This window comes from Enterococcus wangshanyuanii, from assembly GCF_002197645.1.
Taxonomy (GTDB): Bacteria; Bacillota; Bacilli; order Lactobacillales; family Enterococcaceae; genus Enterococcus_L; species Enterococcus_L wangshanyuanii.
In genome coordinates this window covers 723,461-740,093 of sequence record NZ_CP021874.1, presented here as the reverse complement: position 1 = coordinate 740,093, position 16,633 = coordinate 723,461, and the positions used below count along the sequence as shown (strand labels likewise).

At 37.9% G+C, this 16,633-nt stretch carries 10 protein-coding genes and 1 other annotated feature; of the genes, 8 read left to right on the top strand and 2 right to left on the bottom strand.

Features of this window, described 5'->3' with window-relative positions; translation table 11 throughout:
• Window positions 1–62 precede the first annotated feature (62 nt).
• Together gdhA and CC204_RS03435 are read left to right on the top strand one after the other, a co-directional pair.
• Window positions 63–1,409 (top strand): NADP-specific glutamate dehydrogenase, encoded by a 1,347-nt coding sequence (gene gdhA / locus CC204_RS03440; protein ID WP_088268832.1) that lies wholly within the window; start codon window positions 63–65, stop codon window positions 1,407–1,409.
• A 228-nt stretch (window positions 1,410–1,637) separates the two neighbouring features.
• Window positions 1,638–2,987 (top strand): glucose-6-phosphate isomerase, encoded by a 1,350-nt coding sequence (locus CC204_RS03435; protein ID WP_088268831.1) that lies wholly within the window; start codon window positions 1,638–1,640, stop codon window positions 2,985–2,987.
• Between the two features lie 70 nt (window positions 2,988–3,057).
• On the opposite strand, the gene CC204_RS03430 is transcribed toward CC204_RS03435, so the two are convergent.
• A complete protein-coding gene (locus tag CC204_RS03430; protein WP_088268830.1) occupies window positions 3,058–3,648 on the bottom strand; it encodes a DUF5067 domain-containing protein in 591 nt (196 codons plus the stop codon).
• Between the two features lie 115 nt (window positions 3,649–3,763).
• Window positions 3,764–4,108, bottom strand: coding sequence for a hypothetical protein (locus CC204_RS03425; RefSeq protein ID WP_088268829.1), 345 nt, complete (start codon window positions 4,106–4,108; stop codon window positions 3,764–3,766).
• Between the two features lie 189 nt (window positions 4,109–4,297).
• Between CC204_RS03425 and lepB the strand changes: the two genes are divergently transcribed.
• The 6 genes from lepB (at window position 4,298) to pheT (ending at window position 16,578) form a co-directional block, all read left to right on the top strand.
• Window positions 4,298–4,858: a signal peptidase I gene (gene lepB / locus CC204_RS03420; protein ID WP_088268828.1), complete on the top strand. Its 561-nt coding sequence runs from the start codon at window positions 4,298–4,300 to the stop codon at window positions 4,856–4,858.
• 135 nt (window positions 4,859–4,993) lie between these two features.
• Window positions 4,994–8,572: a PD-(D/E)XK nuclease family protein gene (locus tag CC204_RS03415; RefSeq protein WP_088268827.1), complete on the top strand. Its 3,579-nt coding sequence runs from the start codon at window positions 4,994–4,996 to the stop codon at window positions 8,570–8,572.
• A complete protein-coding gene (gene addA / locus CC204_RS03410; RefSeq protein WP_088268826.1) occupies window positions 8,565–12,371 on the top strand; it encodes a helicase-exonuclease AddAB subunit AddA in 3,807 nt (1,268 codons plus the stop codon). Before CC204_RS03415 ends, addA begins: the two co-directional genes overlap by 8 nt.
• A gap of 59 nt (window positions 12,372–12,430) precedes the next feature.
• Complete coding sequence (locus CC204_RS03405; protein ID WP_088268825.1) at window positions 12,431–12,775, top strand: winged helix-turn-helix transcriptional regulator; 345 nt, start codon at window positions 12,431–12,433, stop codon at window positions 12,773–12,775.
• Between the two features lie 39 nt (window positions 12,776–12,814).
• Window positions 12,815–13,025 (top strand) — a binding site (T-box leader).
• Between the two features lie 76 nt (window positions 13,026–13,101).
• Window positions 13,102–14,148 (top strand): phenylalanine--tRNA ligase subunit alpha, encoded by a 1,047-nt coding sequence (gene pheS / locus CC204_RS03400; protein WP_088268824.1) that lies wholly within the window; start codon window positions 13,102–13,104, stop codon window positions 14,146–14,148.
• A gap of 6 nt (window positions 14,149–14,154) precedes the next feature.
• On the top strand, window positions 14,155–16,578 hold the full coding sequence (gene pheT / locus CC204_RS03395; RefSeq protein ID WP_088268823.1) for a phenylalanine--tRNA ligase subunit beta: 2,424 nt from the start codon (window positions 14,155–14,157) through the stop codon (window positions 16,576–16,578).
• Window positions 16,579–16,633 lie beyond the last annotated feature (55 nt).

Sequence of the window (16,633 nt, the reverse complement as noted above, 5' to 3'; positions counted from 1 at the left end):
AAATTGTGGAAATTTTCTGAATTTAGGTTAAAATAGGATTACAACTATGAGAGGGTGATTAAATGGAAGCAAAACAGTATGTGGAAGAGATTCAAAAGAAGATTCATGAAAATGATCGAGGACAAGTAGAATACTTGCAAGCAGTCGATGAATTTTTACCAACGGTAGAGGTATTTCTAAAAGAAAACCCAGCATTCATTGAAGCCAATATTTTAGGGGTCTTGATCGAGCCGGAAAGAATTTTACAATTCAGAGTACCATGGCAAGATGATCAAGGCAACTGGCAAGTCAACCGCGGTTATCGTGTGCAGTATAATTCTGCGATCGGTCCATATAAAGGCGGCTTACGTTTTCATCCTAGTGTAAATCTAAGTGTGATGAAGTTTTTAGCATTTGAACAAATCTTCAAAAATAGCTTAACTGGACTGCCGATCGGTGGTGGGAAAGGCGGTAGTGATTTCGATCCTAAAGGAAAATCCGATGCCGAAGTCATGCGTTTTTGTCAAAGCTTTATGACGGAATTACAAAAACATATTGGTCCAAGTACAGATGTTCCAGCTGGTGATATCGGCGTGGGAGCAAGAGAGATCGGTTACTTATATGGACAGTACAAACGCTTGAGAAATTATGACGCAGGTGTTTTGACTGGGAAACCATTAGGTTATTGGGGTAGCCAAGCGAGAACTGAAGCGACTGGTTACGGCTGTGTTTATTTCGTGAAACATTTATTGAACGATGCGGCTGATTCTTTTGAAGGGAAAAAAGTCGTTGTTTCTGGCAGCGGAAATGTATCGATCTATGCGATGGAAAAAGCCAAAGAACTTGGTGCAACAGTCTTAACTTGTTCTGATTCAACTGGTTTCGTTTATGATCCGAATGGAATCGATGTAGAGCTTGTCAAAGAATTAAAAGAAAGAAATCGTGAGCGGATTTCTAAATATGTTGACACACATAAAGAGGCAGTCTATTATGATGGTCAATCTGTGTGGGATTTTGATGTTGCATATGACATTGCCTTACCATGTGCGACTCAAAATGAGATCAATGTAGAACAAGCAAAACGTCTAGTCAAAAATGGCGGTAAGATCGTAGCAGAAGGGGCAAACATGCCTTGTACATTAGAAGCTGTGGATGTTTTAGCTGAAGCTGGTGTCTTATACTGCCCAGGTAAAGCTGCTAATGCTGGTGGAGTGGCTGTATCTGCACTTGAAATGAGTCAAAACTCTGAGCGCTTATCTTGGTCATTTGAAAAAGTTGACGGCATGCTGGATGATATCATGAAAAATATTTATGAGACTTGCCGTGATACAGCAACAAAATATGATGCTAAGGATAACTTTGTTTTAGGAGCAAATATTGCAGGTTTTGAAAAAGTTGCAACGGCTATGCTGAGCCAAGGTTTAGTATAAGAAAAAATCTAAACGTTAAATAAATTTATGAGAGAACGATCGAATGCTTGGTCATTGTCGTTCTCTTTTCCTGTAATTAGAGATAGAGCCATTATTTTACTGGATAATTTCGTCATTTTAATTGAATTAACATAAAATTGGTACAGACGATCATAATTTGCTTGAAAAATACAGGAAAAGAACGTAAAGTAGTTAATGTAGTAAGTTTAAATTCAAGGAGGAGAAGGAATGTCACACATTCAATTTGATTATTCCAATTTGACACCATTTATCGCTGATCATGAATTGGAATACATGCAGACACAAGTGACTGCAGTAGACAAAGCATTACGAGAAGGAACTGGGGCAGGCAGTGATTTTACTGGCTGGATCGATTTACCGGAAAATTATGATAAAGAAGAATTTGCCCGTATCAAAAAAGCGGCTGAAAAAATCCAGTCTGATTCTGAGGTTTTAGTTGTTATTGGGATCGGTGGTTCTTATTTAGGTGCTAGAGCAGCAATTGAATTTTTACACCATTCATTTAACAACTTATTACCAGCAGATGAAAGAAAAGCCCCACAAATTTTCTTCGCTGGAAATAGCATCAGCTCAACTTATTTAGCAGATTTGATCAATGTTATTGGTGATCGTGACTTCTCAGTGAACGTGATTTCAAAATCTGGTACAACGACAGAGCCTGCTATTGCGTTTAGAGTATTCAAAGAATTATTAGTTAAAAAATATGGTAAAGAAGAAGCAAACAAGCGTATCTATGCGACAACTGACCGCGCGAAAGGTGCTGTAAAAGTTGAAGCGGATGCTGAGGGTTGGGAAACATTTGTAATTCCTGATGATGTTGGCGGACGTTTCACTGTATTGACACCAGTAGGTTTGTTACCGATCGCTGTTAGCGGAGCGGATATTGATAGTTTGATGAATGGAGCAAATGATGCTCGTAAAGAATATGCTTCAACGACAGATTTAAGCAAAAATGAAGCCTATCAATATGCAGCATTAAGAAATATTTTATACCGTAAAGGGAAAACAACTGAAATGTTGATCAACTATGAACCAGGTATGCACTATTTCTCTGAATGGTGGAAACAATTATTCGGCGAATCAGAAGGAAAGGACCAAAAAGGTATTTTCCCAGCTGCAGCTGATTTTTCTACTGACTTACATTCAATGGGTCAATATGTACAAGACGGTATGCGTAACTTATTTGAAACAGTCGTGAAAGTTGACACACCGCGCCATGTCGTTTCAATTCCTGAATTAGAAGAGGATTTAGATGGGCTTGGCTACTTGCAAGGTAAAGAAATCGACTTTGTAAATACAAAAGCATTCCAAGGAACATTGCTTGCTCACACAGATGGCGGTGTGCCAAATATGGTAGTAAAAATTCCTGCAATGGATGCTTATTCATTAGGTTATGTAATGTACTTCTTTGAAATCGCAGTTGGGATTTCAGGATACTTGAATGGTGTAAATCCATTTGACCAAGAAGGCGTGGAAGCTTACAAACGCAACATGTTCGCTTTACTTGGTAAACCGGGCTTTGAAGAATTAGCGAAAGAATTGAACGATCGTTTATAATTTTGCTTGTTATTTAGTTGAAAAAGGAACGCTCACGAATTGAGCGTTCCTTTTTTCTAAGTATAAATAATTAGTTAACTGGAAAATCAGCTTTTCCATATTCCGTTCCTAATATGTTTTGTGCGATTAAAGTAACAGGTGTCTCAGTATCAGTCAATTCATAACCCATTGCACTTGATACAGTTCCGCCAGGTTTGATTTCTGCCATTTGAGAATCTAAAAATTGATTATCTGGTAGACTTGAAACATTTAACTTGTTCACTTTATTTGGATCATTATCTTGAACAGCTTTGAAACTCATGATCCATGCCATATTCGGACTGATTTCAGCATCATCTTTGTAATCAGGTGAAACTAATGTATCAAACCAAAAGGCTAGTACTGGTTTTTCCCCATATTCATTGCCAGGTTCACCCGGTTGAATCACTTTGTTGCTTGTGATTTTGATAGTGTATGAGTTGCCTTTAAGTGTAGTCCCGTCAAAAGTTGAGTCAGCGGCTGTAGAGACGAAATCGCCCGTTGATTCAGTCTTTTCCTCTTTTTTTGTAGTTGAACTGGTCTCACTGGCTTTTGACTCTTTGCTTCCAGAATCAGTTGATCCGCAACCCATAAGTGCGAATAAAAGTATACCACCCATAAACATAATACTTGTTTTTTTCATTTTCGAATTCCTCACTTTGTGATATAATAATTTTGCTAAGAGAAATTCTGTTTGGTTGCTCCGTTATGTGTCAGCATAACAGAGCTTTTTTTATGGATCGATTTTTAGTTAGTCGTTATTTATATTCATCATCTTTCGGATAAGGCAGGACGTGAAGATAGTCATCATCTTCTACGGGTTCATCTACATTATCTACCTCAGGTTGTGAATAGGTGTTTTGCTGAAAGCTGTGTTGTGTTTCTTTCGGAAAATCATTGGTATTCATTGTTGAATGGAGCGTTTCTGACTGTTCAGGATTATTTTGCGCTAAGCGAGCCTTGGCTTCTTCTTCAGCTTTGATTTGATTGTCGTGTTTAGTCGTCTGACCTTTTCCACTGGTAAATGTTAAATAAATGATCAATAAAATCATGATGATCGTTGCGATGATCAAAGCAATAAACATACCAAATGAGATAAACATAATGATTTAACCTCCTTTATCCATTGTTAACATGTTATAGTGTATCAAATGTTAACGCTATCGTCATCTGTTTATGGTCAACTATTGTCTTTTTCTTAAGAAGGATTAATATAATTTGCATAAAAAGGAAAGAATTGTGTAGGAATTTGCTCCTTTGTGGTAAACTATAGGAAGCAAGTTTTTGGAGGAATGAAATTGAAATCAAAAGAGCTATTACATACAGTATTATATTTTGCAGCGTTCGCGCTGATCTTGTTTTTACTAAGACAGTTTGTCTTCACTCCTGTGGTCGTTAAAGGTCATTCGATGGATCCGACATTGGCTGATGGCGAACGAGTGATTGCACTAAAAAACACTGAGATCAAGCGATATGACATTGTGACGTTTCCAGCGCCGGATGAACCTAAAAAGAGCTATATCAAGCGAGTGATCGGACTTCCAGGAGATTCTATCGAGTATAAAGATGATGCTTTATATATCAATGGGAAAGAAACAAAAGAGCCTTATTTGGATGAATTTAAAAGTGAACTGACAGATGGAATGCCATTTACCTTTGATTTTACCTTGAAAGAGGTCACAGGTAAGGATAAAGTTCCAGCGGGTGAATATTTCGTGATGGGAGACAATCGAAGAAATTCTAAAGATGGAAGAATGATCGGTTTCATCAATGAAAAGGATATTTCTGGAGATGTTAAATTTGTTTTATGGCCGTTCAATCGTTTTGGAACTCTTTCAAAAGTTGAACAATAGATAAGACACACTTACAAGAAAATAGAAAGCTCTCTTTTAATTAAGAGGCTTTTTTTGTTAGATAATATCCATGATAGTATTAAAGATTATATGCTACACTAGAAAAGAATCAACAGCTATAAAGGATGTGATAAAATGAGTCTGCAATTTGTACGTGGAACAGCTGATAGGGATTTAGAAGAAGAATTGATACACGCTTCATTGGATTGGCTTTCGAAGGATAAAAGAAATGAAGTTTTTTATCTAGTACCCAATCATATGAAATTTGAACAAGAAATCAATACGTTGAAACGAATCCAATCGTTTGGAAATAAGTCTAAAGATTCGATTGCGACAATGCGTTTGCAAGTCTTCAGTTTTTACCGTTTGGCTTGGTACTATCTACAAAATACACAATATTATAGCTCAGAAGTGCTATCTGAGGCTGGAGCCGCTATGGTTTTTAGAAAGATATTGTCTGAAAATGAAGAAGAGCTGAGTGTTTTTCGTGGAGAAATCAACAAAGCCGGCTTTATTCAACAGTTATTTGACCTCTATCAAGAGATGAAAGAGGGGAATATTGAAATCCAACAACTCTCTGATTTTCTGAAAGAAACTAAATTGGGCGGGAAAGAACAGGATCTACAATTAAAGATTCAAGATATTCAATTGATCTTTTCACGATTTGAGGAGACTATGAGTCATTATGGCATCAAGTCAGCTGAGATTATCAATTATTTGGCAGAATATCTGGAAACAAAAGAGCTGAAACATGTTTTGTTTGTGATCACAGGGTATCATCATTTTTCTGCGAGAGAATTAAAACTGATCGAGGTTTTATTACGTCAAAGTGGAGAAGTAAAGATTTCTCTGATTGTAGATAAAAAATTTGCTGTGGAGATACCATCCACAATGGATTTGTTTTATGAAACTGGAACAACGTACCAACAATTGTATCAGTTAGCTAGAAAATCAAATGTCGCTGTTTTACCGGATATTGTCGAAAATGATAAGCCGTTGGTCACAGAAACAGAGCTTCAAACTCTTGGCAGATATTGGATCGACTCACAAGAAAAAGCAACCAAAAAAAGTAAAGTCAGCCTCAATAATGAACATGTACAGATATGGCAAGCAGAAACACCAAAAGAAGAAATCAACCATATCACTAAAGAAATTAGAAGATTAGTTGCCGAAGAAAACTATCGTTATAAAGATATTCAAGTGTTGACTCGTGATCTGGATAGCTATGAGACACTTCTTGAACCACTTTTTTCACTCAACGATATTCCAATTTATTTGGATCGAGATATGGCGATGGAGCAGCATCCGTTGGTTGAATTCATTCAATCTCTATTTGCAATAAATGCTTATCGCTACAGGTATCGGGATGTTTTACGATTTTTGCGGACAGAATTATTCTTTCCTATTGAAGATGAGATTTCCAGTGAAGAATGGCAACAGCAACGAGATGAATGGCGCAGGAAAATCGATGTGACTGAGAATGTTGTGCTTGCTTATGGTTATGAAGGCTATCATTGGGAACAAAATAAAGACTGGCGCTTTATCCGCTACGATTTTGAATCAGATCAACAAGATGATACTGAACAAATTGAAGAGGACTCAAATGTCGTTCGTAAAATGATCCAGCAAACCATTCCGGCTTTTTTTAAAACCATTCAAAAAGCGAAAACAGGGATTGAGGCAGCTGATTGCTTTTATCGTTTTTTAGTGCACAGTGGTGTTGAAAAGCAATTGATCATGTGGCGAAATCAGGCGGTTGCTAAAGGTGAGCTTGAAGCTGCTAGAAATCATGAGCAAACATGGGAAGCTTTGATGACGTTGATGGATGAATATGTGACGATTTATGGTGAAGATGCGTTTGATCTGCCTACATTTGAAACAATTTTTTCAAGCGGTTTAGAAGGATTACGTTATAATAAGGTGCCTACAGCTATCGATCAAGTTCAAGTAAGAGCCATTGATTTAGCGCATCCAGGTCAAGCAAAGGTTGTTTTTGTGATTGGCTTGACTGATCAAGTTTTGCCACAAAAAATCGAAAATAAAACATTGCTTTCGGATGAGGAACGGCAATTTATGAGTGAACGTCTTGATGAAGGACAATATTTGGTAAATGATACAAGAAAAAATATCGCTAAAGAGCCATTTATTGCTTATATCATGCTTAGTTCAGCTAGAGAACGTTTATATCTATCATATCCTAGTGTAAAAGATACAGTCAAAGACGTTAAAATGTCTCCTTATTTATTGAATATCCAAAAAGATTTAAATCTGTCTATCATAGAAAAGAGAGCACTGCTGATTTCTGATGATCAGCAGGAAAGCTTAGCGCATATTGGTACTTATCGAACATTGATCAGTGATCTAACTAATCTAAAACGGCAGAAAAAAGAAAGTCAGGAACCGTACTTACCATTTTGGGATAGATTAGAAAAGACCTTGATGAAAAACGAACAAAGTGAGTTGGCGCAGCGCGTTTTTGAAAGTTTGGCGCATAAAAATATTCCTGAAAATCTACAGGAGCAGCTGGCTGAGAATTTATATAGTAAACAAATTTATACCTCTGTTTCGAGAATGGAAAGTTTCTATCGTTGTCAGTATCAGTATTTCTCCCGTTTTGGTTTAGGCTTAAAAGAGCGGGACGTTTTTGGACTATCTCCAGCAGCTACGGGGGATTTCTTCCATGAAGCATTGGATCAGTTTTTCAAGTTATTGATCATGGAAAAGAAACAACTGACTGATTTGACAGATCAAGAAGTAAATGCGTTTACAGAGAAAATTTTGAATACTGTTTTTGGCGAAATCAAATTTTCGATTTTGGATTCCTCAAGTCGAATGAATTACATCCGCTACCAACTCGGTCAAACGATTAAAAAAGTCAGTTGGGCATTAAAGCGTCAAAGTGAACGGAGTGGAATGAGCACAGTTCAAACAGAAATTTTATTTGGGCAGTTAGCGAGCCAAAAAGGCATCAAGGGACTAGAATTACCACTTAAAAATGGCGGAAATATCAGTGTACGCGGAAAAATCGACCGATTGGATCAATTAGTTACGCCAGATGCCCTTTATTTAGGCGTAGTAGATTATAAATCCAGTCATAAAAAATTCAATATCACAGAAGCATACTATGGCTTGGCTATGCAGATGCTGACGTATCTAGACGTTGCGTTGATGGATGCGGTAAGCTTGGTAGGTCGAACGGCTAAGCCGGCGGGATCTTTGTATCTCCATGTCCATAACCCGATTCTTCCATACGAGGTTGAAGATAAAAAAGAGCAGCAGTTACTTAAGAAATTTCAATTTGATGGTTTATTATTAAATGATCCAGTTCTATTAGAAAATCTAGACAAAAGTTTGGAACCAAAAAAGAGCTCTCTACTTTACCCAATCGAAGAGTCCGCTAAAGAGTTGATCAAACCTGGCCGCCGTCAGGAAGATAAATTTGTAACGGAACCTGAGTTAGATGCATTATTGACGCATAACCGCAGTAAATTTATCAAAGCTGGAAATAAGATCACAAGTGGTGAGATCGACTTGAATCCTGCTTATCAGGGCAAAGAAAGAATTGCTTGTAAGTTCTGTCCATTTAGAAGCGTCTGTAATTTTGATGTGATGCTAAAAGAAAATAACTACAACCGAATTGAAACATTATCCAAAAAAGAAGTAATGGAACGATTGATACTTGATGAGCAGGAAGGAGGAGAAAGTGATGAGTAAGATGATTCCTTTGCGTCCGGAGAATGAACAATTCACTGATAATCAGTGGCAAGCAGTGTTTGACGGGGATGAAAATATTTTGGTTTCTGCATCGGCAGGATCTGGAAAAACGACAGTCCTTGTCCGTCGAGTGATCGAAAAGCTAAAAAGCGGAACAGATATCGATCGACTGCTGATCGTTACTTATACGGAAGCTGCCGCAAAAGAAATGAAAGAACGAATTCAACTTGCTTTGCAAAAAGCAATCACTAATGAAAGTGATGCTGAAAAGAAACAACATTTTATTCGTCAGTTGACATTGCTTCCTACTGCCAATATTAGTACCTTACATGCCTTTTGTTTGACGGTGATTCGTCGGTTTTACTATTTGATCGATATGGATCCTGTGTTTCGTCTGTTAACGGATGAAACAGAAATGCTTTTGTTAAAAGAAGATGTTTGGGATGAGCTAAGAGAAACCTTTTATGCTGAAAATCGCGAACCTTTCTATCAATTGACAGGGAATTTTTCCAATGACCGAAGTGATGAGGGGCTGACTCGGCTAGTCTTCTCGCTGTATGAATTTGCTAAAGCGAATCCTGACCCTGAACAATGGCTTACTCATTTGGCGGATAGTTATCGAGCAGATGGTAAACTTGGTGATTCAATTTTATTTCAAGAGTTTATAAAACCTCAAGTGATGGAAACTCTACTACGTTGTGTGGAACGTTACGAGGAAATGATACAGCTGACTGAAGGAGAAGAAAAGCTTGAAAAAATTGCTGCGCTTGCCCGCAATGAGAAGGAGTTTGTCGAAACATTCAGCAGTCAATTAGCAGATGATGATTTAGAATCAGGTTTTGAGATTTCTAAAACAGTGACTTTTGAACGCTATCCAACAGTCAGAGTTGAGGAATTAAAAGAAACCGCTAGTCAGGCAAAGGGCTTACGTGAGCAAAATAAAAAGGCGATCACTACAGTTATTGCTGATTTGTTTACTTTATCACCGCAGCAAATGAAAGAGGTCATGGCTCAGGCTTTTCCGGTTGTGGATGAAATGGCAAGAGTCGAGCAATCTTTTATCGAAGCATATGGTAGACAAAAATTAGCCAAAGGCTTGGTTGATTTTAATGATCTTGAGCATTTTACCTTAGCTATTTTAGCGAAAAAGAATGCGGATGGCTGGCACGCCACAGAAGCATCAACTTATTATCGGGATAAATTTGATGAAGTACTTGTCGATGAATACCAAGATATCAATCGGCTGCAGGAAACAATTCTATACTGGTTGAGACGACCTAGTGCATCTGAAGGAAATTTGTTCATGGTGGGTGACGTGAAACAATCAATCTATTCATTCCGTTTAGCAGATCCTACGTTATTTATTGAGAAGTATAACCAGTACGGACAAAACAAAGAAGGAAAAAGAATCGTCTTAGCAGAAAACTTCCGTTCGAGAAAAAATGTACTAGATTTTACTAATTTGGTTTTTGAACAGTTGATGGATGAACGAGTCGGTCAAATTGCCTATGATGAAGCTGCTCGATTGGTTCATGGGTTTGATCAATTTGAAGAAGCCGAAAATTATAACACAGAACTATTGATTTATGAAAAAAAAGCTGGAAAAACTGATGGAGAAGCATCAATAGTAGATGAAAGTCAGCTAGTTTTAGAAGATAAAACAGAAGGCGAATTGCATATGACTGCTTTGAAAATCAGAGAGCTAGTAGATCAAAACTTTATGATTTATGATAAAGCAAATAAAATCAATCGTCCTGTAACATACAAAGATATTGTGCTGTTGACACCAACGAAGAAAAACAATTTGACGATCTTAGAGATTTTTAAGACAGCTGGTATTCCGATTCAAGTCAATGATGCACAGAATTATTTTCAAGCAACGGAAGTACAAACGATGGTTGCTCTTCTGCAGATCATTGATAACCCATACCAAGATATTCCACTCGCTGCAGTACTGCGTTCACCGATTGTGGGTTTGAAGGAAAATGATTTAGTCGAAATTCGCCTAGCAGCGAAAAAAAGTATGTATTATGATGCTTTTTTAGCGTTCAACCAAAAAGTTGAGTTGAACAAAGAGCAACGAACAGTGCAAATAAAAACTATGGCCTTTGCACAATTATTGGCAAAATGGCGGGAAATGGCCAGACGCAATCAATTGGCTTCTTTGATTTGGATGATCTATCAAGATACTGCTTATTTAGATTATGTTGGCGGACTGCCTGCTGGTAAACAGCGTCAAGCCAATCTATATGCGCTGGTCGATCGTGCTGCAGCTTACGAACAAACAAGTTTCCGCGGGTTATTTCAATTTGTACGGTTTATTGAAAAAATGCAGGAGAAAGACAAAGATTTAGCTGAACCTGTTATTTTGAGTGAGGAAAATGCGGTTCGTGTCATGACGATCCATGCTAGTAAAGGGCTTGAATTTCCGATCGTCTTTATTTTAGACATGACCAAAGAATTCAATTTAGGGGATTTAAATGAACGATACATCTTTGATGATCGTCTGGGTGTAGGAATTCGTTATCTTGATCAGACAGAGCGGATGCTGTATGATACATTACCATTTTTAGCAATCAAGCAAGCAAAATTGAAAAAATTATTATCAGAAGAAATGCGGAAGCTTTATGTTGCATTGACCCGAGCTGAGCAAAAACTTTATTTGGTTGGTTCGTATAATGATCAAGCTGCCCTCTGGAAAGAATGGCTAAAAGTCGGCGACGTTAGAACAAAAGTGCTGCCTAGTGAAAATCGTCTTCAAGGGAAAAGCAGCTTGATGAATTGGGTAGGGATGAGTCTGATCCGTCATGAAAGTATGGCGAAGTTTCAAACTGAATTTGTGACAGAAAAAGTAGCTGGAATCACAACACATGCGGCTGATTTTACTCTTTCATTTATGACAGAAAAAGAAATACAAGACCAATTTGCTGCTCTTCAATTTGTGGATACAGCTATCGGGACGATTCAAGCTAATCAAACGGCTGAACAAACTAGTATAAAGCAGGCTCTTCATCGTTTAGATTATCGTTACCCGTATCAATTATCGACCCAAACGACTAATTATCAATCTGTTTCAGAAATCAAGCGCATCTTTGAAGATCCTGATAATAAAGAGATTGCGAAAATCGAAGTAAGTGATAAAAATACCTTTCAGCCGACGCCATTGATCGTTCATCGAATGACAGAGGGAGAATTAGGAAAGCCGAGGTTTATTGAAAAAATCCAGCGAGCCTCTTCTATGGAAATCGGTACAGCAACGCATTATTTACTACAGCTTTTAGATTTAAAGCAAGAACCGACAAAAGAAACAATTGAACGACTAAAGAATGAACTGGTAAAAACAAAGATTATTCAGGAAAATGTAGCGAGGGAAATCAATAGTGAACAAATCCTAGCGTTTTATCAAACAAATTTAGGAAAACAACTGTTAGCTGAACCTGAGAATGTCGTTCGTGAACAACCATTTTCTATGTTGTTGAAAGCAGAAGAGCTGATCAAGGACTATCCAAGAGAAACAGAAGATGACCTTTTGATTCACGGGATGATCGACGGGTATATTGAACAGGAAGAATCCTGTATTTTATACGATTATAAAACGGATTTTGTTAATGATTATCAAAATCCAGCTGAAGTGTCAAAAATCATCCAACGCTACAAAGGACAATTGAATCTCTATAAAAAAGCATTAGCAGAAGCAACGAATAAACCGGTGAGTCAAGTACTGTTAGTCTTGTTATCCGCAGGGATCATCATTGATCTAGATAATGAAGAAATAATTGAAGAAATCAATAAGAATTGAAGCAGATGTACTTACAAATTGTAAGTTGTGTGCTATACTCAGTTCACGAGGTGAGGAAAATGGAGCAAGTAAAAACAACCGAATTTACACTATGCCCCAAGTTTGAAAAGGCCTTTGCGATTCTAGGAAAAAAATGGAACGGTTTGATCATTGATGTGTTATTAGAAAATGGTCCCCAGCGATTTGGCGAACTGCGCCAAAAAATTCCTGAATTAAGTGATCGTGTGTTAGTTGAGAGGCTAAAAGAGCTTGAAGCAGAAGGCGTTATTGCAAAAGCTGTTCGTTGTGATGAAAGTAGTCGCTTAGAATATTTCCTTACAAATAAAGGTAAGGATCTGCAGCAAGCAATGGAACAAATTCAAGAATGGGCAGAAAAATGGGTCACAGCTGAAGAATGCAGTTGACCAAACACCAAACTTCTTGTAAACTGTATTCAATTGAATAAAAAGATGTAGATGGAAAAGAGTAGTTTTTGCTGATACGTTCAAGGGAAAATCTGTCATAGACTGAAAGCAGATTACGTTATCGAGAAATGAAGTTCACTTCCGGAGTTTGTCTGCTCCATAAAAGCAGGCCGGTGAAAGCCGTTATTAAAATTGAGTGCATGACTATTTGTCATGAAGTAGGATGGTAACACGATAGCTCGTTCCTTATTAGGAGCGGGCTATCGTTTTTTGTTTTACCGATAGATGAACATTTGATCATTAAACAAAAGAAAGGGATAGAAAAAATGACATTGAAAGCTCAGTTAGAAGCATTAAGAGATGAAACATTGATTAAAATTAAACAAGTTGATGACCTTAATGCGTTAAACCAAATCAGAGTGGAAACATTAGGGAAAAAGGGGCCTATTACAGAAGTATTGAGAGGCATGAAAGATTTATCTGCAGAAGAACGTCCAGTCGTGGGGAGTTTTGCAAATGAAATCCGAGATTTATTGACAGAAACACTGGAAAAGCGTAAAGAAGTTTTGGAACTATCTGCTTTGAATGCTGCATTAGAGCAAGAAACGATCGACGTTACTCTTCCAGGAAAACAAATGACACACGGCACGCGCCATGTCTTATCTCAAGTAATGGAAGAAATCGAAGATATTTTTGTCGGGATGGGTTACCAAGTAGTTGAAGGGTATGAAGTCGAGTCAGATCATTACAATTTTGAGCGTATGAACTTACCGAAAGATCACCCAGCACGTGATATGCAGGATACATTTTACATCACAGATGAAACATTGATCCGCACACATACTTCACCAGTTCAAGCACGCACAATGGAAAAACATGATTTTTCTAAAGGTGCACTTCGGATGATCTCTCCAGGAAAAGTTTTCCGTAGAGATACAGATGATGCGACCCATAGTCATCAATTTCATCAAATCGAAGGTCTGGTGATCGATAAAAATATTACAATGGGTGACCTTAAAGGAACACTAGAAGTTGTAATGAAAAAAATGTTTGGTGAAGACCGCAGTATTCGTCTGCGTCCTAGTTATTTTCCATTTACAGAACCTTCTGTTGAGGTAGATGTTAGCTGCTTCAAATGCGGCGGAGCAGGCTGTAATGTGTGTAAGCATACTGGTTGGATCGAAATTCTAGGTGCGGGTATGGTTCATCCGGATGTATTAAAGATGTCTGGGATCGATCCAGCTGAATATACAGGATTTGCTTTTGGCTTAGGACCTGATCGCGTTGCGATGTTACGTTATGGCGTCAATGATATTCGGAATTTCTATCAAAATGATTTGCGTTTCTTAAATCAGTTCAAGGTAAAGGAGTAGTCGACAATGTTAGTTTCTTATAAATGGTTAAGTGAGTATTTAGATCTTTCTAAAATTTCTGCTAAAGAATTATCTGATAAAATGTCTGTGACAGGGATCGAAGTCGAAGGTGTGGAAGTACCAGAAGATGGATTGAAAAAGATTGTCGTGGGCGAGGTCAAAGAATGCATTCCTCATCCCAATTCAGATCATTTATCGATTTGCCAAGTGGATATCGGTGAAGAAGAATTGTCTCAGATCGTCTGTGGTGCGCCAAATGTTAAAGCTGGGATCAAAGTGATCGTGGCTCTGCCTGGTTCTCGTATTACAGGAAACCAAAAAATAAAAAAAGGGAAAATGCGTGGAGAAGTTTCCAACGGAATGATTTGCTCTCTTCAAGAACTTGGTTATTCTGATAATGTGATTCCTAAAGCTTATTCAGATGGCATATACTACTTACCGCAAGATGCTGTGAACGGTAGTGACGTTTTCCCTTATTTAGATATGGATGATCATATCATCGAATTATCGATTACGCCAAATCGTGCGGATGCGCTAAGCATGCGTGGTGTAGCCTATGAAGTCGGGGCGATCTATCGTCAAACGCCTTCTTTCAATGATGAACCGTTAAAAGAGGATACGAGCGAAAAAGCTTCTGATTACATCGATGTTGAAGTAACGGATCCAAAAGATGCACCAGCGTATCAAATTAGAATCATCAAAGATGTAAAAATTGCAGACAGCCCGCTTTGGCTGCAAAATCGTTTGATGAATGAAGGGATTCGTCCAATCAATAATGTCGTTGATGTAACAAATTACATTTTATTGCTTTTTGGTCAACCATTGCATGCGTTTGATTATGATAAATTAAATAGCAAGAAAATCCTTGTTAGAAGAGCAAATAAAGGCGAAGAGCTAGTAACTTTAGACGGAGAAAAAAGAGAACTGTCAACCGAAAATATCGTTATTACAAATGGTGACGTTCCAGTTGCTCTTGCTGGTGTTATGGGTGGTGCTGATTCAGAGATTACAGATACCACAACAACGGTGGCATTAGAATCTGCATTATTTGATTCATTGTCTATCCGTAGAACGTCAAAGGAATTCAATTTACGCAGTGAGTCATCAAGTCGTTTTGAAAAAGGGATCAATCAGTCAACTGTGGGAGAAGCAGGGGATGTAGCGGCTGCGATGATCGCGAAACTTGCTGGAGGAACGGTTGTTTCAGGAAAGAGTGTAGGTTCACAAGTTACTCTTGAAGAAGTCAATGTTTGTGTGACGATCGATCGTATCAATGAATATCTTGGAACAGCTTTAGATGAAGCGACAGTCAGCGAGATCTTTGAAACGTTAGGCTTTGGCTATTCATTCACTGATGGAGAATATACAGTGACTGTACCGCCTAGACGTTGGGACATTTCGATCGAGGCTGATTTGATCGAAGAGGTAGCTAGAATTTATGGTTATGACAATTTACCCTCAACATTACCAAAAGGAGAAACAGTTGCGGGAAGTTTAACTGGTGCTCAACAGCTAGTTCGTAAGATCAAAGGGTTGTTAGAAGGCGGCGGACTAAGTGAAGCAATTAGCTATGCATTGACAACGGAAGAAAAATCCAGTCAGTTTATGATGAAAGAAAGCGAAGCAACAAGACTACAATGGCCAATGAGTGAAGAGCGTTCTACGTTAAGGATGAATCTGATTTCAGGTTTATTGGATGACGTTGCTTATAACACAGCGCGTAAGAATTCAAATGTTGGCTTATATGAAATCGGACGAGTTTTTTATAAAAATGAAGATATGACTCAAGAATTACCTTATGAAGAAAATCATTTAGCAGTAGCTATTTCGGGAAATCAAACGGTAAAAGATTGGCAAACGAAAGAAATTCCGGTTGATTTTTATACAGTTAAAGGAATTTTAGAAGTCATGTTTGATTCAATTGGCCTAAAAGATGTTGTGACATACGAAGCTGTTAATGGTTATTCTGAACTGCATCCAGGAAGAACAGCACTAGTAAAAATCAATGAGAAGGTCATTGGTTTTGTTGGACAAGTTCATCCAACAATTGCAAAAGACTATGATATTCCAGAAACCTATGTTGCGGAATTGAATTTGCAAGCAATAATTGAAGCAAGCGGACATTCATTTGTTTACCAACAGGTAACGAAATTCCCCGCAATTTCAAGAGATATTGCTCTTTTAGTAGATGAAAGTGTCACAAATCAAGCGTTAGTCGAAACCATTACAACGAATGCTGGAAAATACTTGCAATCTGTTCATTTGTTCGATGTGTATCAAGGCGCGAACATTGCAGATGGAAAAAAATCAATGGCGTATAGCCTGACATTTGTTAACCCGGAAGCAACGTTAGTAGATGAAGAAATCAACCAATCGCTGACAAAAGTGGAAAAAGCGTTAGTGGAACAATTTGATGTAAGCATTAGATAAATAAAAAAAGCCCCAGACAAAACTAGAAAATAGTTTTGTCTGGGGCTTTTTTTAT